The following is a 24142-nucleotide window of genomic DNA, read 5'->3' on the forward strand; positions in this document are numbered from 1 at the left end:
CATGGACACCAAGCCCGAAATCCGCGTCGAGAATCTCGTCGTCGAGCGCGGCGGCAAGCGCGTCATTCATGATGTTTCTTTTTCGGTCGCAGCCGGCAAGATCACGACGCTTCTCGGCGCCAACGGGGCGGGCAAGTCGAGCACGGTCATGGCGATGGCCGGCGTCCTGCCGCGCGGCGGCTCGGTGCGACTCGGCGATGCGGCGCTCGAAGGGTTTTCACCCGACCGCGTTCGCCGCACCGGTCTTGCGCTCGTACCGGAAGGACATCGCGTGCTTGGGCAGCTTTCCGTCGAGGACAATATCCTGGTGGCGGCCCTTGAAGGATCGGCGACTGCGCGGCGAGAGGGTTTGGCTCACGCCTATGAGATATTCCCCGAGCTATTGGAGCGGCGGCGCCAATCGGCATCGGATCTTTCGGGTGGCCAGAAGCAGATGGTGGCCATGGCGCAGGCCTTCATCGCCAAGCCGCGCTTCATGATCGTCGATGAGCTGTCGCTCGGCCTGGCGCCGGCCGTCGTCAAGCGTCTGGCCGAGGCGCTGAAGATCGCCGCGGCCCGCGGTATCGGCGTTTTGCTGATCGAGCAGTTCGCCAATCTCGCACTCGATCTCGCCGACCAGGCTCTCGTGCTGGAACGCGGGCGCCTCGTTTTTTCCGGCGCCGCTCCGACACTCAAGGCCCAGCCGGACATTCTGCACGGCGCTTATCTGGCAAGCTGAAGCGATAAAAAATATTTCGCCCTTTTGAGGACATCGATCATGGCTGCAGCACTTCACCGGCATGTCGACAGCGCCAGCGGCCGAGCGTTTGCGGGGCTGGCACGTAATCTCTTCGGCAATGTTCGGCTCGATTTCGGCAGCGCCGACGAGGAGAAGAGCCGGATGACATCCGCCATGCTGGGTACATGCCGGCTGACGCGGCTGGAAGCGGACCGACATGTCGTCTTCGGCGATCATGTGACGGCGGCGCCCGACGATCCCGACGCGATCAAGCTGATCGTGCAGACGGAGGGCAGCGCCGCGCTCACGCAGGGTGGGGTGCATGCGCCCATCTCGCGGAATGCGCTTGTCATCTACGATCCCAGCCGTCCCTACATGCTGACGAACAGCACGCCGGTCCGCCAGCTGCTGCTGCAATTGCCGCGTTACGCGCTGCCTGCAACAGCGGTGGAACGACTGGCACGGCCTTTTACGGCGCATGCCGAGCAGGACGGCATGTGCCGGATCCTTCTATCGCTGATGGACTCGACCATTCATGAGATCGATCATCTTGATGAGGCTCGGCGTATAAGTGTCGGCCAGACCATGATCGAGCTTGTGCGCACCATGATCGGTTCTGATCCGCCGCAGCCAAAATCCATCGCCAATCCGCTTGGCGTGCTGCTGCAGCGAATCAAGGACTTCATCGATGGCAACCTCGAACGACCGGACCTGACCGTGGCGGTGATCGCGCGCCGCATGGGCTGCTCGGTGCGATACGTATACCGCGCATTCGAGGTCGAACGTCTGACGCCTTCGGATTACATCTGGGATCTGCGGGTGCAAAAAGCTGCGGCACAGCTGCGGGACGCCGGCGGCTACGCGGGAGAAATATCCGAGATTGCCTTTGCTCTCGGGTTTTCCTCGAGCGCGCATTTTTCGCGGGCATTCCGCCATCGTTTTGGCGTTTCGCCGTCGCAATGGCGCAAGGTCCGTGTGTCCTGAATGGGACAAGGCGGTCCGGCTGGAGCCGAACCGCCTCAACGGTCAGTGCATGGATTCCGCCACTCTCAGCGTATCGGTGAACTGCTCGAAACGTCGGATTTTGTCTTCAGCGACACCCCAAACATGGACGACACGAGCCTTGAATGTCTTTCCAGTTCGCTTGTTAGTGCCGCTGTAATCCCCGACGGCAACCACTTCGTCGCCGGCGTCGAGGAGACGCTCGAGCTTGAAGGTGTATCCGTCAAAGGCCTGCCCCAGCGCCTGGAAGACGTTCTTGAAAATCTCCTCCGGTCCGACATAGGTGCCGGCACAGGGAAAGCCGTCCATCTCAGTCCAACGGCAATCCGGTGCGATGTCCGCAAGCATGCCTTCCATGTCGCGGCGGTCATTGGCGTCGTAATGCGCCTTTACGATATCGAATGCATTGCGCATGGGATCCTCACACTGGTTCCTGGCCGGGCAGGTAGTAGGTCATCGAAGCCTTGCGGATGAAGGCGCCGGCGGGGCTGTTCTGGATTCGGCCGTCGCCCGTGATGCCAAGGAACTTGCCTGTCGAACGCATATCATCGAAATTGTAGAAGAAAGTGGATGCGACCGCGATCTTGAACTCGCGGAAGGTGAATATGTAGAGGTTGTCGGCGAACTTGTAGGTCGTGGTCAGGTCGACATCACCATGGCCGCGCTGCACGCCGACGAGGCATTGCCAGGCATAGCGCTGCGACGAGAGATAGGTGTGCTCATAAACGTGGTTGGGGCTGTAGGTGAAGTGCGCCCTGAGCCCAATCAGATCGCGGCTTTCATGCGGTACCGGCCCACTTGCTACACCACCCTCAATGACGCCTGGCCGGAAGATCTGCGCAACCTGCGGTTCGCCGACAGAATCCTTGAGTTCGCGAACGACGGAGTAGATGGAAAGCACCCGGCGCGTTTCGATGTTTAGGATCAGCGTCTCTGCCTCCTTGGGACGGCCGGCAAAGATAATCTCGACGAAATAGGTCTTCGGCGCGACTTCGATCACCTCGGAGAGGTCGGTGGCGCCGTCCCTGCCGTTGGACCACTTGACCTCGCCCTTGGCGAAGGCAAGCTCCAGCTTGCGGCCGTCGTCGAACGAGATTTTGTGAGATGAGCCGGTCAAAGCCTCCGTTGCCGGCAGCCGGTTCGTCTCGATGCCATAGGCGAATTCGTCATAGGTTTTCCAGTCCTTGGGATTCTGGTTCATCGGTATGTCCTCCCCGTCATTCTACAAAGGCCAGAGTCGGCAGATCGACTGTGCCGGCGCCGCCGTCAACCGTCAGGACGGCACCATTGATCATCGATGCCTCGGCCGAAGCGAGGAAGCAGACGGCATTGGCGACGTCTTCGGCGGTTGCCGGCCGGCCAAGCGGCACGTCCTTGGTGACGAGCGCATAGGCCTCCTCGATGCTGTTCAGCTTGTATTTCTCGACGATGAATTCCATCTGCTCATCGGCCATGGCCGTCGTGACCCAGCCGGGGCAGACGATGTTGGTGCGCACGCCTTTGCGGCCATAGTCGCGCGCCAGCGATTTCGCGAGCCCGATGCAGCCATGCTTCATCGTGACGTATCCGGCCGCATCCGGTCCGGCAAACAGCCCGGCGATGGAGGCCAGGACGACGATATTGCCCCGGCTCTTGATGAGATGTGGCAGGGATTCGCGGGCGCTGACGAAAGCGGTGTTGAGGTTGAGCCGGACGGCGAGATCCCAGGTCTCGTCCGACATGCTGACCGTCGGCCCGACGCCGTGGCCACCGGCATTGGCGATCAGAATATCGAGACCGCCAAGCGTTCCGACAACCTTCTCGACGGCGCCCTTCATCGCAGCGCCATCGGCGGCATCGGCCGAGATGATCGTCGCGCCGATCTCTTCGGCAACGGTGCGGAGTGGCTCAAGGCGGCGCCCGACCAGCGCGACGTTGCCGCCCTCCTGCCTGATAAGGCGAGCGACGGCCGCGCCAATGCCCGTGCCGCCGCCGGTGATCAGGGCGGTCTTGTTCTTGAAACGCATGTTTCCTCCTCTTGGCTTTCGGGTCCATCATGGCTGATGTTTGTGGAGGCGTCGCGCCCAGCTGTGCAGTCCGTTTTGACTGAGCGTGCACAAAGTTTTCCTATGCGGAAATTCGGGTGATGAGGCGCGGGGCCACGCGACACCAACGGCATGGCCTAGCTATGAATGGACCTCAACGTCCCGGACGAGTTGGTGCCTGCTCCCCGCGCCAAACCAGGCCTTCGGGCTGAATGATCCGGAATTTGCGCCCTGGCGACATGCCGGACTCCTCGGATGGCGGCCGCCGGTCCGAAGCACTGCCGCAAGGAAGATCGTCGCTGACGTCGGGTTTTGAGAAGGATATCCAACTCATGTTGGCGAGCGGCGCAGGTAACCGCGTTGAAACTAATTGAGAAAGAATTCAAACAACCGATCTGGGCTGTTCTGCGTGCAAATCGAAACCAAGCTGCCTCTCAGCGTCGCTCGTGTGCGAGGAACTGTCGAAAACGCTCGGATTTTGGGTGCTTGAACAATTCCGCAGGTTCGCCCGTCTCTTCGATGATCCCCTTATGAAGAAACACGACTTTATTGGAAACATCACGTGCAAACCCCATCTCATGCGTTACGACCAGCATGGTTCGACCTTCCTCGGCAAGCGACCGCATGACTTTGAGCACTTCGCCGACAAGTTCGGGATCAAGCGCAGAGGTCGGCTCATCGAAAAGCATGACCTTCGGCCGCTGCGCAAGAGCACGAGCAATCGCCGCGCGTTGCTGCTGACCTCCAGATAGATGAGCTGGATAGAAATTTCGCTTGTCGGCGATTCCAACTCGTTCGAGCAGCGCTTCTGCTTCCGCGACGCATTCGGCACGGTTGCGTTTCTGCACGTGTATCGGCGCTTCGATTACGTTCTCCAAAATGGTCATGTGTGACCAAAGATTGAAGCTCTGGAAGACCATGCCGATGTGTTCGCGTAGTCGATCGACCTGCCTGCGGTCGGCCGGTTCAGTCCTGTGACGTCCTTTTTTCAGCGAGAACATCTCGCCGTCGATGCGTATCTCGCCACTGTCGGGCACTTCAAGCATATTGATGCATCGGAGCATCGTCGATTTTCCGGAGCCGGAAGAGCCCAGGATCGATATGACGTCGCCTTGGTGAGCTTCCAGCGAGACACCTTTCAGCACCTCCAGCGGGCCGAAGCATTTTCTGAGATCCTTGACCGAAACGGCAGCGCTTTTTTGTATGTTATCGCTGACCAAGACTGTTCCCCTGACGGACATGCGTACTCCCGTTAAGTGGTAGGATTGGGTGGCATACGCATATGTGGCGAAAGCCAAAATTCGGCCACCATGAGCATGCGCGTGACGATGAAATTGATCGCAAGGTAAATCGCCCCTGCGACGATGAAAATTTCGAAAGCCCGAAAGCTGTCCGCGATCAATTTTCCTGCGAGACCTGTGACTTCCATGATGGTGATGACGGAAGCAAGCGCCGTTGCCTTGACCATCAAGATGATCTCATTGCCATAGGCAGGCAATGCGTGCCTTATGGCAATCGGAAGAATGATGCGCCTGAACAACAGGATGCCGGACATGCCGCAGGCGCGCGCCGCCTCAACTTGTTGCATGGAGACGGCCTGCAGGCCACCCCGAAAGATTTCGCTGCAGTAGGCGGCTGTGTTCAGCGTCAACGCTAACACGGCGCACCAATAAGGCTCCCGGAAGAACCACCAGACGCCAAGATCCTGCAGTCCATGCCGGAATTGACCGAGGCCATAGTAGATCAGGAACATTTGGACAAGGAGCGGGGAACCTCTGAACACGAAGACATAGGCGCGAGTTAAGGTTCGACCTATGGTGCCGCCCATCACCGCAAAGAGCGCGATGACAAGGGCCAGGACGCTCCCCGCCAGAATGGATGTGACTGCAAGTTCGATGGTTAGCGGCAAACCGGTCAGAAGGGTGAGGAGCGTTTCCCTCATGAAGCCAATGTCCATCACAAGGCCCTCCTTATCCCTTGGGTTGTTCGGGCTTCCATTTTCCTGAACAGGATTGAGGAGAGCCAGGTGATAACGAGATAAAGGACGATCGCCGTCAGGTAGAATTCAAACGGGCGGCGTGTGGACCCGGCGGCGATTTGCGATTGCCGGAGGAGCTCGACGAGACCAGTCACGGAGATCAATGCCGATTCTTTCAGGACAAGTTGCCAGGTGTTTCCAAGTCCCGGAATGGCATAGCGAAGCACGAGAGGTGCGATGATGCGCCTGAACTTGGGCCACGGCCGCATGCCAACGGCGTTGGCCGCTTCGATTTCGCCACGCGCAACCGATTTGAAGGCCCCACGAAAGACTTCCGCCTGATAGGCGGCCGAGACGACGCCAAGTGCGAGGGTTCCGGTCAGGAAAGCGGGCATTCCGATGAAACCATGATAGCCGAACAGGCCGCCGACAGATCCGAGCAGCGAGCTTCCGCCGAAATAGAAAAGATAGATGATCAGAAGGTCCGGCACGCCGCGAAGAATTGTGGTGTAGCAGTCGGCAGACCAGCGAACGGCCATGTGGGGCGACAACTGCATAAAGGTAACAACCGAGCCGATGACCGTTCCAGCCAGAAAGCCACACACGGAAACGCCAATTGTCATGGCGGCGGCCGTCAGAAGGAGCGGACCCCAGCCTGTCTGTCCGGCACCGACGAGTGCCAGATAACTATAGATAAGCTCCATATGTGACCCTCTTTGTGAAAGCTTGGCTCAGTCGACAGTTCGCCGATGCGCCCAAATGCGCTGGAGCTTCGACATGTTCTTGAGTGAGCTTTGCACATGCGCGCGCGCCGCATTTGCAGCGGCCTCGCGGTCGCGTGCGCAGATAGCGTCCGCAATTGCCCGATGCTCATCAAGATCCGTGTGCTCGAGATCGACCCAGAGAACTTCCAGCCACAGGGCCAAACGAAGCTGCTGGTAGACTTGGTCGGTTACCCTTACGAGAGCCTCGTTCCGAGTCGATTCCACAATGACCCGGTGGATGTATAGTCCAAGGTCTAGGTTGCGGGCGGCGTCGGACGGCGCCTCATTGGTCGTCTCCTTGAGCTCGATCATCTGGGCGATTACGCCTCGAAGCCGGTCAAGGTCTTCTTCGGTCGCCATCTCGCAGGCAAGCTGCGCCGCGCAGACATCGAGCGCCTCGCGAACGACCAGCAAATTGCAGAATTTGGTGACGTCCAGATCGGTGACCGTGTATCCGAGGTTTCGTTGTCCGACGATCAACCCTTCCTCTTCAAGCTTCATCAACGCTTCGCGCAACGGCGTCCGGCTGACGCCAAAGCGCTTGGCAAGCGTGTTTTCCGACAGTCGCTCCGAGGGGCGTAGTTGGCCGCTGAGGATAAGATCCTTCAGCTGCGAGTATGTGCTCTCACGTAAAGAGCCTCGCTGTTCCGTTTTGGTCGATGCCAATCAATTCCCCTTCCATGTTTTCACCCGTTCAGCGGGTCCTGTCGGTGGCACCATAACTTTTTCCCTCTTGCTTGATCAAGGAGAATACGATTATGTATACAATGTTGACCACAACAAGCAATGGCCTTTCGTTTGCATTTTGGAGGCGGCTTGAAATGTGGGTGCAGGACAAATGGAGGCCCAATGCCGGAGATTCTAAGTCTGGAAGAACTGCGGGAACGCTTTTCGAACGCCTCGGGCGGCGAGATGTTCGACCCGGAGTTTCGAAAGGTTGCCGAGCTGGTCTTTGGGGATGGCGACAGCCGTCAGGCTCCCTATTGCGGCATGCCAACGCTCTTGAAGGCTCCTTATCGTCCTGATGCGTCGCCCGATTTTACCGGCATCGACATCGCGCTTTTCGGAATACCGATGGATCTTGGCGTGACGAACCGATCAGGTGCGCGGTTCGGGCCGCGTGCCGTTCGAAATGTCGATCGGGTCGGTCCTTATGAGCATGTGTTGCGCGCCGTTCCGACCGCCCATGCACGGGTCGCCGATGTCGGCGATGTTCCGTTCAGGAGCCGGTTTGATCTCGCCGCATCCCATGAGGATATCGAGCGATTTGTCCTCGCGGTGGTCAAGGCGGGCGTTGTGCCTTTGGCGGTCGGCGGCGACCATTCGATCGGTCTTCCCATTCTTAGGGCTGTTGGCAAGGATCGATCGGTGGGAATGATCCATATCGATGCGCATTGCGATACCGGCGGCTCCTTTGAGGGGTGCAAATTCCATCATGGCGGCCCCTTCCGGCAGGCGGTTCTTGACGGTGTGCTGGATCCGCGGCGGACGGTTCAGATCGGCATTCGAGGAAATTCGGAATATCTATGGGAGTTTTCGTATGCGTCCGGCATGACTGTCATACATGCGGAAGAGGTCGGCGATATCGGCATTGGGGCGGTCATCGCAAAGGCGAGGGAAATCGTCGGCTCGGGTCCGACCTATATCAGCTTCGACGTCGATTCTCTCGATCCGGCATTTGCGCCCGGCACGGGGACGCCTGAAGTCGGTGGGCTGACTTCCGCCCAAGCGCTGGGCATTCTGCGAGGTCTTGCGGGATTGAACATCGTCGGCGGCGACGTAGTTGAAGTCGCTCCGCAGTACGATCCGACAACGAACACGGCGCAAATCGCGGCGCAGGTTTTATTCGAGCTCCTCTGCCTGGCGGTAGAGGCAATCAAGATTCGCGCGCCCTAGCGACTGAGGCTAGGCGTTGTGAATGCTGCACCGCCCTGTCCGCAAAAGGACAGGGGGTAACAAAAAGGGGAATGCAACATGCAATTATCAAAACTCTTGCTGACGTCCGTCTTACTGGGTGTTGCCTTTGCCGGCGCTGCCACCGCCGAGACAAAGCCAACCGAAATTACCATTGCGACCGAAGGCGCGTACGAACCGTGGAACTTCACTGGACCTGATGGCAAGCTTGCCGGGTTCGAGATCGATCTCGCCAACGACCTCTGCGCTCGCATGAAGATCAAATGCACGATCGTCGCCCAGGATTGGGACGGCCTCATTCCATCGCTCAATGCGAAAAAGTTCGATGCTATCATGGCCTCGATGATCGTTACCGAAAAGCGTCTTGCCGTCATTTCGTTCAGCGAGCCCTATGCCCCGACTGCGGCGGCCTTCATGGTCGACAAGACCGGTCCGCTTGCAAATCTGCCAGGTACCGGGACGACGGTCGATCTTGCCGGAGACAAGGCGAAGGTCGAGCAGGAATTGCAGCCGCTTCGAGACGCCCTCAAGGGCAAAACGGTCGGCGCCCAGGTATCAACGGCGAACGCGGTGTTTCTCGACACCTACTTCAAGGGCGTTGTCGATCCCAGAGAATACAAGACCGTCGAGCAGCATGATCTGGATCTTCAGGCCGGCCGCATCGACGCGGTCGTTGCGCAGAAAACATCGCTGACCGCCACGCTTCGAAAGGATGACTTCAAAGACTACACGATAGCCGGTCCGACCTTCAAAGGCGGGGTCTTCGGGCAGGGTATCGCCGCAGGACTTCGCAAGGACGACACGGTCCTGAAGTCCATGTTCGACGCGGCGATCAAAGCAGCCAAGGCGGACGGAACGATCAACAAGCTTTCGCAGAAATGGATCAAGACAAATCTTGATTGATTGAGCACTGAAGTTCTCACCCCGACAAAAATGGCAGCCGGTGCACCAAAAGGTCTCATCGGCTGACCGGCGGAGCTTTGCCAGGCGCCGCTATCGAAACATACCTCATTTGGAGAGCCATTGTGACCACCCTTCTCAATTCCCTTGAAGCTCGGGACGCTGCCTTCGTTCTTCATCCCTATACCAACGCCTCGCAACATTTGAAGGACGGTCCGCTGGTGATTGCAAGGGGTGAGGGGATCCACATCGTCGACAGCGAGGGCAATAAGTATATCGAAGGTCTTGGGGGGCTGTTTTGCGCGTCGCTCGGCTTTAGCGAACAGCGTCTGGTCGATGCTGCGACCCGGCAAATGAAGGAATTGCCGTTCTATCACAGCTTTGGCGGCAAATCGCATGAGACAGCCATCGAGCTGGCCGACAGGCTCATCCAGCTTTCGCCTGTTCCGATGTCGAAGGTGTTCTTTGCCAACTCGGGTTCCGAGGCCAATGATACGGCCATGAAACTCGTCTGGTATTATCACAATGCGATCGGCAGGCCGGAAAAGAAGAAGATCATCTCGCGTATGCGTGCCTATCACGGCGTGACCATCGCCTCGGCAAGCCTGACGGGGCTCCCTAATAATCACCGTGATTTCGATCTGCCGATCGATCGCGTGCTGCATACGGACTGCCCGGAATTCTATCGCTACGGCCAGCCGGGTGAAACGGAAGAGGAATTTGCCACACGTTGCGCGGATTCGCTTGAGAGACTGATCCTTGCGGAAGGCCCGGAAACAATCGGCGCGTTCTTTGCCGAACCGCTTATGGCATCGGGCGGCTGCATCGTCCCGCCGCCAACCTACTACGAGAAAATTCAGGCAATTCTGAAGAAATACGACGTGCTGCTAATCGCAGACGAGGTGATCTGCGGCTTCGGCAGACTTGGGACGATGTTCGGTTCCGAAAGCTTCGGGCTACAACCCGATATGATCGTGATGGCAAAGCAGCTCTCGGCAGCTTACCAGCCGATTTCAGCACTGATGATCAATGAAAAGATCCAGTCTGCGATCGTTTCCGAAAGCGAGAAAATCGGAACCTTCGGACATGGCTTCACCTATGGCGGCCATCCAGTCGCCACGGCCGTCGCGCTGGAAACCCTCAAGATATACGAGGAGCGAGACATAGTAGGCCATGTCCAGGACGTAGCGCCGTTATTTCAGCGCCGACTGAATGATCTGAGCGCGCATCCGCTCGTTGGCAACGCCCGTGGCCTGGGTCTGATTGGAACGCTTGAACTCGTTCGCAACAAGGAGACGAAGGAAGCGTTCAATCCAGCCCATGGCATTGCTATTCACGCCGGACGAAGAGCGCAGGCGCACGGCGTCATCACCCGCGCATTGGGCGACAATTACTCGCTGTGCCCGCCGCTGATCATCACCGAGGCGCAGATCAACGAATTGTTCGACCGCTCCATCCGCGCGTTGGACGACACCTATGCCTGGGCCAGGGCGAATGGATTGTACTGAGGAAAGAATGACGATGCGCAATTTCGAAACTCCGGGAAGATCGGTCGCCGTCGGGCGCAATGGGATGGCGGCGACATCCCATCCAATGGCGAGCATGACTGCGATCGAGATACTGAAGAGCGGGGGCAGGGCCATCGACGCTGCCGTCGGCGCCTGCGCCGTCCAGTGTGTGGTGGAGGCGGGGTCCACCGGCGTGGGTGGTGATTGTTTTGCACTGCTGACGGCAAACGGCAGCGACCAGGTCGTGGCCTATAATGGCTCGGGACGGACGCCCGCTGCGGCGAAATACGAATGGTACAAGGATAACGGCATTACCGCCATCGACCGGTCATCGCCCCATGCCGTGACAATTCCGGGCGCGGTGGATGCATGGACACGCCTGGTCGCCGACCACGGCAGGATGCCGATCGCGGAGATACTTGCTCCTGCAATCGCGCTGGCCCGGGACGGCTATGGGATCACGCCGAGGGTGGCAGCCGACATTTCGAACCAGCGAGACTTGCTTTTACGTGATCCGTCGACCCGTCGCATCTTTTTGACCGACGACCAGGTTCCTGCTGTCGGATCGGTCCAACGACAGCCTGAGCTTGCGCAGACGCTGGAAGCGATTGGGATCTCAGGCCGTGACGGGTTCTATCGCGGGCCGGTCGCCGAGGACATGCTGGCCAAGCTTAAATCGCTGGGCGGTTTGCATACGGCAGAGGACTTTGCCTCCGCCGCCGGTGAATATGTGAAGCCGATCAGTGCGACCTACCGGGGATGGATTGTTCACGAATGCCCCCCCAACGGTCAAGGCATCATCGCGCTCATGATTCTGAGGATTCTGGAGCGGTTCGAGCGCAAAGGCGATCCGCTGAGCGCCGATAACCTGCACATCGAGGTGGAGGCTACGAGGCTTGCCTATGCGGCACGCGATCGATGGCTGGCCGAGTCGGAAACGTCGGTTGTCCCGGTTGAACACCTTTTGTCCGATCAGTTCATTGACAGTCTTGCTGCAAAAATAGATCTGCAGAAAGCGGTCGATGCGGGAGCCATTATCGACGATGTCGAGCACTCGGATACCGTTTACATATCCGTGGTCGATAAGGACCGAAATGTCGCAAGCTTCATCAATTCGATCTTCCATCCTTACGGAAGCGGCCTGATGGCTCCGAAGTCTGGCGTCTTGTTTCACAATCGCGGCCAGAGTTTCGTCATTAGAGATGGTCATCCGAACGCGATAGGTCCGCGCAAAAGACCGATGCACACAATCATTCCGGGACTGGTGACGCGCGCTAGAAAATCCGTGCTCTCATTCGGCGTCATGGGAGGGCATTACCAGGCAATGGGTCACGCCCACTTCCTTTCCAAGCTTTTTGACTACGATCTCGATATTCAAAGCGCAATCGATCTTCCGCGTTTGTTCCCGCTTCCGGGCACGGCCACGGTCGAGATCGAGGCGCTGCTTCGGTCGGCGATCGGCAACGATCTGGAAGCTCGCGGTTTTAAGGTTGTCGCTCCGAAATGGGCGATCGGCGGTGCGCAGGCGATCTGGATCGATGATCAAAATGGCACCTTGCTGGGTGCTTCCGATCATAGAAAAGACGGTTGTGCCCTCGGTTACTGACAAAAAAGGATGGAACTGAAATGTCCGGGTATCCGAACACAAGGCTTTATATAAACGGCGTCTGGCGCGATGGCTCCAATGAGCAGCTACCTGTCGTAAATCCGGCGTCGAGCGAGGTTATCGGCAACGTCTCAAATGCCAGCAGCAATGATCTCGACGAAGCACTTGCCGCAGCATCGGCCGGCTTTCAACAATGGCGTCAGGTCAGTGCGTTTGAGCGAGCGAAACTCCTTCGCAAGGCGGCTGAAATTCTGCGCGGGCGCTCGGCGGCGATCGCCAGGACGATGACGCTGGAACAGGGTAAGCCCTTGGCCGAGTCCCTGGCGGAAACCTTGAGTGCGGCCGACATCATCGACTGGTTTGCCGAGGAAGCCCGTCGCGCCTACGGTCGTTTGATTCCCCCAAGGGCGATGAATGTCAGACAGATGGTCGTAAAGGAGCCCGTTGGCCCGGTGGCGGCCTTCAGTCCTTGGAATTTCCCATTGAACCAGGCTGTGCGCAAGGTATCGGCAGCTCTTGCTGCCGGCTGTTCGATCATCTTGAAGGGACCCGAAGAGACGCCGGCGAGCTGTGCCGAACTTGTTCGTGCATTCGCTGATGCGGGTTTGCCGGCCGGCGTTCTCAATCTTGTCTTCGGCATACCGGCCGACATCTCGAGCTACCTCATTCCGCACCCGGTGATCCGCAAGATCTCCTTCACGGGATCGACGGCGGTTGGAAAACAGCTCGCCTCGCTCGCGGGTGCCCATATGAAGCGGGTGACGATGGAGTTGGGCGGGCATGCGCCGGCCATTGTGTTCGATGATGCGGACGTCGATCTGGCCGTTCGAATATTGAGTGGCGCAAAGTTTCGAAATGCCGGGCAGGTCTGCGTGGCGCCAACGCGCTTTCTCGTTCAGCAGAGCGTTTATGGGAAATTTCTGGAAGGCTTTGTGAAGGCGGCCGAAGCGATAACCGTAGGCGACGGTTTGATGGACGGCGTGAACATGGGGCCGCTCGCCAATGCTCGTCGCGTCGAGGCCATGGAAGCGTTGACAGCGGACGCCGTCGCTCGTGGAGCAGGCATTGCGACCGGCGGCAAGAGGCTAGGAAATCGAGGAAATTTCTTCCAGCCCACCATTCTCACCGATGTTCCGCAAGACGCGCGCATTGCGAATGAGGAGCCTTTCGGCCCCATCGCATTGGTCAGCGCATTTGCGGATTACGACGCGGCCATCTTGGAGACGAACCGGCTGCCATACGGACTTGCCGCCTATGCCTATACCAAATCCGCAAAGACAAGCGCCGCGCTCGCCCGCGATATAGAAAGTGGGATGCTTTCTATCAATCAACACGGGCTGGCGCTGCCAGAGTTGCCTTTCGGCGGTGTGAGAGACTCCGGTTACGGCTCAGAAGGCGGCACCGAGGCGATGGAAAGCTACGTCAATACAAAGCTTGTGACCGAAGCGACATAGTTCGACTTTTGCCCGCAGAAGGCTTGGGAAATTTCAAGAGACGTACCCAAAAAAGGGTGAACGGTACAATGTCGGCCATACAAAAAAACTCCAAAATCGGTGTGCTCGGCGCCGAACTGGAAACTGCCTCTGTCCCCGTGTCCTGTGAGCAGGCTCAGCAAATTGCATGCGACCATTATGGCCTTTCTGGTCGAGCAACATGGCTGTGGGGCGAAAAGGACAGTAATTTTCGCGTGATGCTCGAAGACGGCACGGCCTATCTTCTAAAAATCCTCAATCCCGCAGAGGATCCTCTCGTTACCTCGATGCACAGTTTGGCACTCTTGCATGTGGAGGAGGTGGATCCGGGGATTCCGACCCAGCGTGTCATTCTCACCCGTGAGGGTGCGGCGGATTTTCGCTTCGTGGCGGACGATGGCACCGAACGCGGCGTCCGCATGGTCACGTTCGCGCCGGGCGTTGCGCAACGGACCGCGCCGCAGTCTCCTTTGCAGCGCCGGCGGGTTGGCGCAATGCTCGGACGTTTGCAAAAAGCCTTAAAGAGCTTTTCACATGAGGCCGCATCACATCGCATCACCTGGGATTTGAAACATGCGGCAGGGATGCGTGAAGTCCTGCCGACTTTCGCTGACGTACATCAGCGAACACGCCTCGAAAACGCGATCGACGAGTTCGAGGAGGCGATTATGCCGATCATGAATACGTTGGATGCCCAAGTCATTCACAACGACTTCAACATGGAAAACATCCTTGTCGATACGACAGCGCCGGATACAATCACCGGCATCATCGATTTTGGCGATATGGTGCACGCGCCCACGCTTTTCGACGTGGGTGTCGCTGCTGCCTATCAGATCGGGGATGAACCTGACCCGATAACGGCGATGTGCGATCTTATCGCGGGGTATCGCAGCGAATGTTCCCTGTCCGATGCCGAAATCCCCTTGATCTACAAGGCAGCGGTCATGCGGTTGGTGATGCGGCTGTGTATTCCGAGATGGCGGGCACAGCTGTTCCCCGAGCACGCTCAACGCTTGACCATACAAAGTGCAGGCGTTTGGGCGCAGTTGGCGCGCCTTGATGCAATCCCAGGAACTGTCGCTATCGAAAGACTGCGCGAAGCCAATCGGTGATCAAAAGCATGAAAGAAAACGCTTCCCACAAACCGAGCGCACCAATGGTCAACGGGTTCGACCCGGCGCGGCTTGCTAGCCTGCCGGAACGAGAGCGAAAGATGATCGAGCGCCGACAGATGCTACTCGGACCGTCATATCGGCTCTTCTATGAAAATCCGGTTCATGTCACAAAGGCCAAAGGCGTATGGCTATATGGACCGAACGGAGAAGCCTATCTCGACGCCTATAATAACGTGCCTTCCGTTGGTCATTGCCACCCGCACGTTGTGGAGGCGATAAGTTACCAAGCGTCGCAACTCAATACGCATACACGTTATCTCAACGAACAGATTCTGTCCTACTCAGAAAGACTTCTGGCGACATTTCCGGCCGAACTCGACCGTGTGATGTACACCTGCACCGGAAGCGAAGCGGTCGATCTGGCCCTCCGATTGGCACGCCATTATACAGGTGGCACCGGTATCATCATTACGGAGAACGCCTATCATGGCGTCACGGCCTCGGCGGCGGAAATCTCGCCGCTGCTTGGAGATAGCGTACCCCTTGGTCAGCATGTCCTGACAGTGCCAGCGCCAGATACGTATCGCGCCGATGGTCGCGATGTGGGTGCGGCATTGGCGGACGACGTTGCTAAAGCGATTGTTCATATGCGCCGCCGCGGTATTATGCCAGCTGCGTTTATTGCCGATAGCATCTTTTCCTCGGATGGCGTTTTTGCTGATCCGCCCGGTTTCCTCAAACCCGTCGTTGATGTGCTGAAAAAAGCTGGCGTGCTTTATATCGCTGACGAGGTGCAGCCCGGCTTTGGGCGAATAGGCACAAACATGTGGGGTTTCGCGCGTCACGAAGTCGTCCCCGATATTGTAGTGACCGGCAAGCCGATGGGTAACGGCATGCCAATCGCAGCGGCCATTATGAAGTCGGACATCCAGGAATGTTTCGGCCGGGATATACGTTACTTCAACACATTTGGGGCCAACAACGTTTCTTTGGCTGCTGCCTCGGCCGTACTTGACGTTATTGAGAACGAAAATCTTATGCAAAATGCGCGCGAGACAGGGGACTACCTGTGCGCAGGAATGAAGAGCCTTAAGGAGACGTTCGCTTCGGTTGGAGATGTGCGGGGCAGCGGTTTGTTTCTCGGGTTGGAATTTGTGCGCAATCAGGACAGCCGCGAGCCAGATGGCGCCCTCGCACTGAAAGTTGTTAGCGAGCTTCGCAATAGGTATGTATTGATCAGCGCTTCAGGACCGAATGGTAATGTTCTGAAAATTCGGCCCCCGCTCCCTTTCTCTCGCGAAAATGCTGATATGCTGCTCAACACACTGCAGGATGCTCTTGTCCAAATAGAACGCAGCGCAGGATGAATGGCTGGTGAGTCGAATTCAAAGGGGTAGGGAACAGTCATGCACTTTACCATTCCGGTTGGCCAAATCAGCGCTTTCAAGTGCTGAACTGAAGCGTAGATCTATCGCCGGCCACTCCGCGATCGCAGATCGGCCGTTCCCTTCCCTTCAAGCAGTTCCAGCAAAGTGCGAAGCGGTTTTGCGTCCGGAACCGCGTAAAACAAGAAGATGGAGCGTTTTCGCGATTCGAAGAAAAGCGGAAATGCTCTAATAGCCGCAAGGACCCATTTGGTTCAGCCTGCCAACAAGTCTTCCACGACGGTGGAGAGCAATGTGTCTGCCAAGGGAGTACCGGCAACGACACGGGACAGAATTACGGCGCCCACCATTTCTGAAAGGATGGCGGCAGGAGGCCGGCTGCGGTCCGCTTCTGCTCTCTCTGGCAAGAGTGCCGCAATCTGTTCGAGATAGTGTTGGATCGCGGACACGAAGACTTCGCGGAGAGCGGGATCATGACTGCGCCCAGCATCTACAGCGAGCGCCGGCAGGATGCACCCGGAACCGGGATCATCGCGATGGGCCGATGACACATAGCGCTCGATCAGCGTGCGAAACGGATCTGTGGGCTTTTGGAGAAGCTCATTCTTGAGGACCGTCAGCGTATCCGTGATCGCCCTTTCGCTGGCCTTGACCAGCAGGTCGTCTTTTGAGGCGAAGTGTCGATAGAAGCCGCCATTGGTCAATCCTGCGGACTTCGTGATGTCGGCAAGGCTAACGCCATCGAAACCGCACTCACGCAGCAACCGCGCCGCCATATCAATGACTTGCTGACGGTTCTCCTGCACCTTCTCCCGGGTCACCTTCATCTCTGCTCACTCCATCATAGGCAGGAACGACCTGCGCGGTGTCTTCTGCCACGGATGGCCCTACCTCGTCACCCCCGGCAAAAATCCACTTGACATTTTTGATTACGAGTATCATCTAACATTAATGATTATGAATGTCATCATTAAATATGGCCAGCATAGCGAGTTTGTATTCGGCCATAGCAGTGATGCCATCCAGCGATGAACAGAGCGAAAGGGTAGAGACTATGGCACCATCGAAAGCGCAGCCGCAGCCGAAGACTGCGTTCATCACCGGCGCGTCCGGCGGGATCGGTGAGGCTGCCGCCATGGCGCTGAAGAATGCGGGCTATCGTGTGATCGGCACCAGCCGCAGTGCCAAACCGGACGAGGTACGGGACGGCATCCGGATGATCCCGGATATCCCGCTTGCCGCCTACGATACCGGCCGCGCGAAGTATTTCGCGGCGCTCCAGCGCGCGATGACGGTCGCCGATACCGCCGAGAGCGTGGCCGAAACCATCCTCAAGGCCGCGCGCGACAAGATTCCGCAACTGAGCTACCCCTCCGGCAAGGCCGCACGGCAGGTTGCTTTTGCCCGGCGTTTCGCACCCCGATCCCTCTTCGACAAAATGTTGCGCTCGCAATTCGGCCTGGCGTGACGCTGCGGAAGATGAGCCGTGACATGGAACAAACAATGACGACTTCTATAAGCTACATCGGATCGCGAGAGCGCTACATCGATGCGCCGAACCGCTCAATTTGCGTTGGAAACACGACGTTCACCTATCGTGACCTTGGCCCTCGAACCGAGGTGCCGGTCGTCCTTCTCAATCACTGGGGCGCCGTCCTCGATAATTTCGACCCGCGGATCGTCGACGGTCTTGCCAGCAAGCATCGCGTGATCGCCACCAACTACCGGGGTATCGGTGCGTCCGGTGGCAAGGCGCCCGTCACCGTCGGTGAGATGGCGCACGATGCCGTCGCGCTGATCCATGCGCTGGGTTTCGAAACGGTCGATTTGCTTGGCTTCTCCCTTGGGGGATTCGTGGCACAGGACATTGTCTTGAAAGAACCGAAGCTGGTGCGCAAGCTCATCTTGACCGGTACGGGTCCAGCGGGCGGCAAAGGCATCGACAAGGTCGGACCGGTGTCATGGCCTCTGATATTGAAGGGTCTCCTGACGTTGCGAGACCCGAAGTTCTACCTGTTCTTCACCTCTACCGGGAATGGTCGCCGTGCCGCGAAAGCCTTTCTGAAGCGATTGAAGGAACGCAAGACCGCTCGTGACAAAGGGCCGACACCTGGTGCCTTCCTGCGCCAGCTTAAGGCAATCAAGGCTTGGGGCCAGCAGGCTCCCCAGGATCTCGGGCAGATCAAAATCCCGGTCCTGATTGCGAACGGCGACAATGATATCATGGTTCCGACGTCGAACAGCGTCGACATGGCCAAGCGCATCCCGGGCTCGGAACTTGTGATCTACCAGGACGCCGGCCACGGCGGGATTTTTCAGAACCATGCTGACTTCGTACCGAAGGCACTGTCTTTCCTCGATGCCTGATGAAACCACACAATAACAAACCGGAGAAAATGCGATGAAGGCATTCGTTGTCGACAAGTACAAGAAGAAGGGCGTGCTGCGGCTGGCTGACATGCCGGAGCCGCAGTTGCAGGAGGATGACGTCCTCGTGGAAATCCATGCCACGGCGGTGAACGTGCTGGATTCCAAGGTCAGGGATGGGGAGTTCAAGTTCCTGCTGCCGTATCGGCCTCCCTTCATCCTGGGCCACGACGTTGCGGGCATTGTTACCCGTGTCGGCTCAAAGGTCCGGGCCTTCAAACCAGGCGATGCCGTCTATGCCCGGCCGCGGGACCCTCGGGTCGGAACCTTTGCCCAGTTCATCGCGATCAATGAGGCGGATGTGGCCCTGAAGCCCACGACCCTCACCATGGAAGAAGCGGCGTCCATCCCGTTGGTGGGCCTGACCGCGTGGCAGGCGCTGGCGGAAGTCGCTAAATTGAAGCCCGGCCAGAAGGTTTTCATCCAGGCTGGCTCCGGCGGCGTCGGGACTTTTGCTATTCAGCTCGCCAAGCACCTCGGCGCGACGGTCGCGACGACGACGAGCGCCGGGAATGTCGATCTTGTCAAAAGCCTCGGCGCGGATGTCGTGATCGACTATAAGACGCAGGATTTCGAGAAGGTATTGTCGGGATATGATCTCGTCCTCAATAGCCAGGACACCAAGACCCTTGAAAAATCCCTGCGTGTGCTAAAGCCGGGCGGTCTCCTCATTTCGATTTCAGGCCCGCCCGACCCGGCGTTTGCCCGGGAGTTCGGCCTGAACCCGTTCCTGAAGCTGGTCATGCGCCTGATAAGCCGCGGTGTGAGAAAGAAAGCCCGAAATCTCGGGGTGCGCTATTCGTTCCTGTTCATGCGCGCGGACGGGAAGCAGTTGGGTGACATCACCGCGTTGATCGAAGCCGGCGTAATCCGTCCGGTGGTAGACAAGACCTTTCCGTTTGCGATGACCGGAGACGCCTTGACTTATGTCGAGACCGGCCGGGCAAAGGGTAAGGTCGTCATTTCGATCAAGTGACAGGCCCCCAATTCAACAACCAGCACGGCAAGCCACGCGTCCGTCGCTCAACGGGACCATCACCCGCTGGGTCGCCGTTGACGCGTGGCTGAAGCCAGCCCTGCGCAAACAGCCATTTCGAACGATTACCCTTCTATTATTCAACTTCCAATATTGCACCTTCAGTCGGAAGCGTTGCAAAATCTGCTGTCCGAACTGCGCGAACGGCAGTGGCAACAGTAGGACTATATGTAGCTGGTCGGCCCAAGAGCCGACATTCCGCTGCCCCCAAATCGATCATTCCATCTAGGCAAAATCAAAGTGCGGTATCGACGGAAATTCAGATAGATGGGCTTTTTCTAACAACAGGTCCTTGGTTCCAATCCCATCAAGAGCATTGCGTTCGTAAATCGGGTCGGCCCTTCGTGGGCGAGGCCCGCCAGCAGCCGCTTTCCATCTCCGGCGCCTATTTCTGGACCCAGCGATAAATCGTGGAATGATCCACGAGCACGCCCCGCTCGCCCATCATTTGCTCAAGATCGCGATAGCTAACACCATAGCGGCAGTACCAGCGCACCGCCCAAGCACTTTCGTCCGAGCCTAAGCAAACATTGGGATTGTTGGTCTTCGGTCGACGTTTTGTGGAGGTTTCATGGAGGAGGGCAGAGGAGTGTTGACGCGCAGACCCTGTCTGACGTTTCTATCCGGTAAAGGAGCCCTGGATGGAAAATGCACTGATATTGATCGTCGAGGACGAGCCGGAAATCTCCGATATTCTTGAACGCTATTTTGAGCGCGAGGGGTTTCGGGTGCTGACGGCCTCGGATGGCGAGATCGGGCTTTCCCATCACCAGCGGCTGCGGCCCGATCTCGTCGTCCTCGACGTCAAGCTGCCGAAACTCGACGGCCACACGGTGCTTGCCACCATTCGCCAAAGAGGCGATACGCCTGTTATCATGGTCACCGCACTTGCCGACGATCTCGACAAGCTGCATGGGCTGCGTTCCGGCGCCGACGACTATGTGGTCAAGCCGTTCAACCCGGTCGAAGTGGTTGCCCGGGCGCGGGCGGTTTTGCGACGGGCGACGGGAAGTGCTGCGAACAAGGTGCTGCGGGTCGGCAGGCTCGCAATCGATCCGATCGCCTACATAGCCGTCGTCGAGGACGGCGAAAGCCGCATGCCATTGAACCTGACGCGCACCGAATTCCGCATCCTCGAATATATGGCTGGGTTTCCGAACAGGGCCTTCGAGCGCGGCGAGATCGTCGATGCCTGCCTTCCCGAAGGCGATGCACTTGACCGCACTGTCGACAGTCACATGAGCAAACTTCGCCGCAAGCTCGATGCCGCAGGTGTCGGCGACCTTCTGAACGGCGTTCGGGGAGTGGGTTACCGCCTTGGCGATTTCGGTTAGCAACAGCCTTAACAGGCAAATCATCTGGTCAACGACCATCGTCGCCTTCGTCGCTCTGTCGGTGATGTTTTTCGGCTTCCTGATCTACGGCTATGTCTACGAATGGCTGTTCAAGGACTCCGCTCCGCCGGACGACTGGGCCGTCAGCGATTTCGTCGTGCTCGGCATCAACGTGGCAATTGGCCAGGCCGTCGGCGCTTATGTCGGATGGCGGCTTGCGCGGCGTCTCGTCAAGCCTCTGACGGCCGTGACGGAGGCTGCCCGCCTCATCGCGGATGGAGACTTCGCGGGACGGGCGACCGGCGAAGGCAATTTCGGCGAAGCAGATCGTCTGATCAGCGACTTCAATCGCATGGCGGAGGAGCTGCAAAGAGCGGAAAAGGAGCTCCAATATTCGAATTCGGCCATCGCGCACGAATTGCGCACGCCGCTGACGATCCTGCGTGGCCGCATGCAGGGGCTGGCGGATGGGGTGTTCGAGCCGAGCCAGGAGGTATTCCGCGGATTGATCGGGCATATCGATGCTCTGACGCGCATCGTCGACGACCTCAGGACGCTTTCGCTGATGAATGCCGGGCGCATGGAGCTGCAGCAATCGCGTTTCGACGTTGGAGAAGAAATCGCAGACATCATCGATTCCGTTGGGCCGTCGCTTGCCAGCCTCAGCATCAGGATTGAAACCGACTTGCAGAAGATGCCGGTGATTGCCGATCGGGCGCGCATCCGGCAGGCGATGCTTGCGCTCATCGACAATGTCGCACGCTACGCTCCGGGCTCGAGGTTGAGTGTAGCCTCTCAGGAGGCCGGCAACCTGTGTGTCATCATGGTTTCGGATGACGGCCCCGGCATGACGGCTGCGGAAAGCGAACGGGCCTTCGAGCGGTTCTGGAGGGCCGACGATGCGAGAACGCGAAGAGGCGGCGGGTCGGGCCTCGGCCTCGCCGTCGTCAAGGCGATCGCCGAGGCGCATGGCGGCCACGCGACGATCGACAGCCGCAAGGGTGGCGGCACGACCGTCGTGCTGACAATCCCGCGCTGCTGAGATCGTGCACAGGGCAGCAAATGGCCTGTTCCAGGCGTTCGGGAATCCTCATGCGCTGAGAATTCGCCGTAATACCTCCACCAATTCGGTTGTGCCTCGACGGATCTCGCCCACATCTTTTTCGACATCTATTCGGTCTGCATTATGGGCGGTATAAAGTTCGACCAGCAGTCGCGTATAGTCTTCGGAAAGACCTGCCCGCATGAGTGCGGCTTGCCATTCGGTCTCGGGAAGCGGTTGGGCAACGACGTCGCGACCAGTCAGCAAGCCGATGGCCGCCGCAACGTCATTCGGCGTATAACGCCGGGGACCTTCGGCATGAACAATCCTTAGCGCGGTGTCCTGCTTCTCCAAAAACAGCTCGGCCGCGATCGAACCCACGTCATACGCGGAGATGGTCGGAAGAAGCTTGGTCAGCGGATGATAGAAGCTCGGCAATCGGCCGCTCTCTGCCGCTACCTTTGCCAGACGTGCCCAGTTCTCCATGTGCTCGGCCGATCGCAGCAGGATAAGCCTCTCGGTCTCCAGCCGACGCAGCCGTGCTTCAAGCGCATGGAAAATCAAGGTGACGCCGGTGCCAGAGCTATGCTGCGCGCCATAGTCGGAGATGGCGAGAATGGTTTGCGGTTTGGCGGCCGCCAGGGCCTCGCCAAGGCAATCGACCAGTCGTCTCATGCCGGAATAGGCCTCAGCGGCACGAATATCGACCGGGCAGATGATCTGGACGGCGCTTGCTCCTTCGAATGCGGCCGTCAGCGCCCGATGGTCGTGCACATCGGCAATGGCGATCTCGCAGCCGAGATCCGAAAAAGCCTGTGCTTTCGAGCCGTTGCGCAGAATTGCGCGAACCGGAACGCCGGCCTTGCGCAGGGCGGCGATGGTCGTGCGGCCAACCTTGCCGGTGGCGCCCAAAATTGCGTGCATGGCATCTTCTCCTGTCGATCCTGCTTCAGCCTAGCCATGCGCGTTCATCGGATCGCACAGGTTCGGACGGTCAATTGCAGGTTTGGACGACAATCGAAGTCATGAGTGCATTCGGCTCAGCATGCCGGGGGTGAGGCCGAGGATGCGCCGCATCCAGTGCGTCATGTGGCTCTGATGGGCAAACCCGGTTGCCGACGCGATCTCGGCGAGCGGCATGTCGGTGGAGAGAATGAGCAACCTCGCGCGCTCGATCCGGCGCGTCAACACATAGTGATGAACCGGCATGCCGAAAGTGGCGCGAAAGAGTGGCTTCAAATGCGATACGCTGAGATTGACCGTCGCGGCGAGATCGGCAAGAGACAGCGACTGATCGATATGGGCTTCGATAAAATCCAACAGGCGTCGCTGATGGCGGTTGGTCAAAGTGGCGCCTGTCGCGGCTGTACCGATTGAAGTCTGTTCGCTGCCTTCCACCAGACGGATCGCCAGCGCCAGGCCTAATGCTTCGGCATAAGTCCTGTCTGATGGAACGGGCGACTCGATTTCGGCCTTGATCGCCCAGGCGATCGATTCAATCCGGGAATCCCGAAGCTGGAATTTTGGTGCCAGAGAAACCGCATTCGGATTTCTGCCAAGCGCTTCTGCGGCGGATTGAAGGAGTTCGTGCTGGATATTCAGGCGCAGAATGGTGCAGTCCCCGTCATCTTCCCACCAGCCATCGAGTCCGGCGGGAACGATATCGATATCTCCATGCGCCTGACGACGGCGGTATTGACGGCCGTCGCACTCACAAAAAGCATTCACGGCCCGCCCGAAATGAATGCCGAGCCGATGCGTCTGCGACCCCGGCACATGGGTTCGGCCAGCCTGAATACGGAGGAAATTCGCTTCCAGGCCCTTCCAGCCGCGATCCTTGCTGGAGAGGAGTGTCGCGGCGGTGCTGTTGAGCTGGTCCATGACTATGCGCTTCCGCGGATTCTATCGTCCCGG

General features: G+C 58.4%; 24 protein-coding genes and 1 pseudogene. 14 read left to right on the plus strand and 11 right to left on the minus strand.

Going from position 1 to position 24142, the window contains the following annotated elements; translation table 11 throughout:
• Position 1: 1 nt before the first annotated feature.
• Positions 2 to 718, plus strand: coding sequence for an ABC transporter ATP-binding protein (locus AC13QE_RS01470; RefSeq protein WP_488482264.1), 717 nt, complete (start codon positions 2 to 4; stop codon positions 716 to 718).
• A 39-nt stretch (positions 719 to 757) separates the two neighbouring features.
• The gene (locus tag AC13QE_RS01475; protein ID WP_488482265.1) at positions 758 to 1702 is read left to right on the plus strand and encodes an AraC-like ligand-binding domain-containing protein; all 945 of its coding nucleotides are present in this window, start codon (positions 758 to 760) and stop codon (positions 1700 to 1702) included.
• 42 nt (positions 1703 to 1744) lie between these two features.
• Here the strand turns inward: AC13QE_RS01475 and AC13QE_RS01480 are convergent, their stop codons facing one another.
• From AC13QE_RS01480 to AC13QE_RS01510, 7 genes are all read right to left on the minus strand, one after another.
• Entirely contained in the window at positions 1745 to 2134 is a 390-nt protein-coding gene (locus tag AC13QE_RS01480; protein WP_488482266.1) for a nuclear transport factor 2 family protein, read from the minus strand.
• A 7-nt stretch (positions 2135 to 2141) separates the two neighbouring features.
• Positions 2142 to 2921: a MoaF C-terminal domain-containing protein gene (locus AC13QE_RS01485; RefSeq protein ID WP_488482267.1), complete on the minus strand. Its 780-nt coding sequence runs from the start codon at positions 2919 to 2921 to the stop codon at positions 2142 to 2144.
• 16 nt (positions 2922 to 2937) lie between these two features.
• On the minus strand, positions 2938 to 3726 hold the full coding sequence (locus AC13QE_RS01490; protein WP_488482268.1) for an SDR family NAD(P)-dependent oxidoreductase: 789 nt from the start codon (positions 3724 to 3726) through the stop codon (positions 2938 to 2940).
• A 452-nt stretch (positions 3727 to 4178) separates the two neighbouring features.
• Positions 4179 to 4985, minus strand: a complete 807-nt coding sequence (locus AC13QE_RS01495; protein WP_488482269.1) for an ABC transporter ATP-binding protein — start codon at positions 4983 to 4985, stop codon at positions 4179 to 4181.
• 11 nt (positions 4986 to 4996) lie between these two features.
• Positions 4997 to 5701, minus strand: a complete 705-nt coding sequence (locus AC13QE_RS01500) for an ABC transporter permease subunit (RefSeq protein ID WP_112400402.1) — start codon at positions 5699 to 5701, stop codon at positions 4997 to 4999.
• Positions 5701 to 6426 carry an ABC transporter permease gene (locus AC13QE_RS01505; protein ID WP_488482270.1) on the minus strand — a complete coding sequence of 242 codons (726 nt, stop codon included), beginning with the start codon at positions 6424 to 6426 and terminating at the stop codon, positions 5701 to 5703. Before AC13QE_RS01505 ends, AC13QE_RS01500 begins: the two co-directional genes overlap by 1 nt.
• Before the next feature lie 27 nt (positions 6427 to 6453).
• Positions 6454 to 7152: an FCD domain-containing protein gene (locus AC13QE_RS01510; protein WP_028754911.1), complete on the minus strand. Its 699-nt coding sequence runs from the start codon at positions 7150 to 7152 to the stop codon at positions 6454 to 6456.
• A gap of 183 nt (positions 7153 to 7335) precedes the next feature.
• Here AC13QE_RS01510 and speB point away from each other — a divergent pair, with 183 nt between their 5' ends.
• From speB to AC13QE_RS01545, 7 genes are all read left to right on the plus strand, one after another.
• The gene (gene speB, locus AC13QE_RS01515; RefSeq protein WP_488482271.1) at positions 7336 to 8382 is read left to right on the plus strand and encodes an agmatinase; all 1047 of its coding nucleotides are present in this window, start codon (positions 7336 to 7338) and stop codon (positions 8380 to 8382) included.
• Between the two features lie 78 nt (positions 8383 to 8460).
• On the plus strand, positions 8461 to 9303 hold the full coding sequence (locus AC13QE_RS01520) for a lysine/arginine/ornithine ABC transporter substrate-binding protein (RefSeq protein WP_488482272.1): 843 nt from the start codon (positions 8461 to 8463) through the stop codon (positions 9301 to 9303).
• 122 nt (positions 9304 to 9425) lie between these two features.
• Positions 9426 to 10808, plus strand: a complete 1383-nt coding sequence (locus AC13QE_RS01525) for an aspartate aminotransferase family protein (RefSeq protein WP_488482273.1) — start codon at positions 9426 to 9428, stop codon at positions 10806 to 10808.
• Between the two features lie 13 nt (positions 10809 to 10821).
• Positions 10822 to 12414, plus strand: coding sequence for a gamma-glutamyltransferase (gene ggt / locus AC13QE_RS01530; RefSeq protein WP_488482274.1), 1593 nt, complete (start codon positions 10822 to 10824; stop codon positions 12412 to 12414).
• Between the two features lie 20 nt (positions 12415 to 12434).
• Positions 12435 to 13868, plus strand: a complete 1434-nt coding sequence (locus AC13QE_RS01535; protein ID WP_488482275.1) for an NAD-dependent succinate-semialdehyde dehydrogenase — start codon at positions 12435 to 12437, stop codon at positions 13866 to 13868.
• Positions 13869 to 13936: 68 nt separating this feature from the next.
• A complete protein-coding gene (locus AC13QE_RS01540) occupies positions 13937 to 15001 on the plus strand; it encodes a phosphotransferase (RefSeq protein ID WP_488482276.1) in 1065 nt (354 codons plus the stop codon).
• A gap of 44 nt (positions 15002 to 15045) precedes the next feature.
• Positions 15046 to 16371, plus strand: a complete 1326-nt coding sequence (locus AC13QE_RS01545; protein WP_488482862.1) for an aspartate aminotransferase family protein — start codon at positions 15046 to 15048, stop codon at positions 16369 to 16371.
• Positions 16372 to 16643: 272 nt separating this feature from the next.
• Here the strand turns inward: AC13QE_RS01545 and AC13QE_RS01550 are convergent, their stop codons facing one another.
• Complete coding sequence (locus AC13QE_RS01550) at positions 16644 to 17216, minus strand: TetR/AcrR family transcriptional regulator (RefSeq protein WP_488482277.1); 573 nt, start codon at positions 17214 to 17216, stop codon at positions 16644 to 16646.
• 227 nt (positions 17217 to 17443) lie between these two features.
• On the opposite strand from AC13QE_RS01550, the gene AC13QE_RS01555 reads away from it, so the two are divergent.
• The 3 genes from AC13QE_RS01555 to AC13QE_RS01565 are packed head-to-tail and all read left to right on the plus strand — an operon-like array spanning position 17444 to position 19792.
• Positions 17444 to 17857 (plus strand): SDR family NAD(P)-dependent oxidoreductase, encoded by a 414-nt coding sequence (locus AC13QE_RS01555; protein WP_488482278.1) that lies wholly within the window; start codon positions 17444 to 17446, stop codon positions 17855 to 17857.
• 35 nt (positions 17858 to 17892) lie between these two features.
• Positions 17893 to 18756: an alpha/beta fold hydrolase gene (locus AC13QE_RS01560; RefSeq protein ID WP_488482279.1), complete on the plus strand. Its 864-nt coding sequence runs from the start codon at positions 17893 to 17895 to the stop codon at positions 18754 to 18756.
• 34 nt (positions 18757 to 18790) lie between these two features.
• Positions 18791 to 19792, plus strand: a complete 1002-nt coding sequence (locus AC13QE_RS01565) for an NADP-dependent oxidoreductase (RefSeq protein WP_488482280.1) — start codon at positions 18791 to 18793, stop codon at positions 19790 to 19792.
• 448 nt (positions 19793 to 20240) lie between these two features.
• On the opposite strand, the pseudogene AC13QE_RS01570 reads toward AC13QE_RS01565, so the two are convergent.
• A pseudogene (locus tag AC13QE_RS01570) lies at positions 20241 to 20348 on the minus strand (IS6 family transposase); the annotation flags it as partial.
• 145 nt (positions 20349 to 20493) lie between these two features.
• On the opposite strand from AC13QE_RS01570, the gene AC13QE_RS01575 reads away from it, so the two are divergent.
• Both AC13QE_RS01575 and AC13QE_RS01580 read left to right on the plus strand, forming a co-directional pair.
• Complete coding sequence (locus AC13QE_RS01575; RefSeq protein WP_488482281.1) at positions 20494 to 21186, plus strand: response regulator; 693 nt, start codon at positions 20494 to 20496, stop codon at positions 21184 to 21186.
• Positions 21170 to 22228 carry an ATP-binding protein gene (locus AC13QE_RS01580; RefSeq protein ID WP_488482282.1) on the plus strand — a complete coding sequence of 353 codons (1059 nt, stop codon included), beginning with the start codon at positions 21170 to 21172 and terminating at the stop codon, positions 22226 to 22228. The genes AC13QE_RS01575 and AC13QE_RS01580 overlap by 17 nt, the downstream gene beginning before the upstream one ends.
• 48 nt (positions 22229 to 22276) lie before the next feature.
• Here AC13QE_RS01580 and AC13QE_RS01585 read toward each other — a convergent pair whose 3' ends face one another.
• Positions 22277 to 23152 (minus strand): NmrA family NAD(P)-binding protein, encoded by an 876-nt coding sequence (locus tag AC13QE_RS01585; protein WP_488482283.1) that lies wholly within the window; start codon positions 23150 to 23152, stop codon positions 22277 to 22279.
• A 99-nt stretch (positions 23153 to 23251) separates the two neighbouring features.
• Positions 23252 to 24109, minus strand: a complete 858-nt coding sequence (locus tag AC13QE_RS01590) for a helix-turn-helix domain-containing protein (protein WP_488482284.1) — start codon at positions 24107 to 24109, stop codon at positions 23252 to 23254.
• Positions 24110 to 24142 lie beyond the last annotated feature (33 nt).

It is taken from the genome of Martinezella sp. CNPSo 3957, assembly GCF_057784395.1.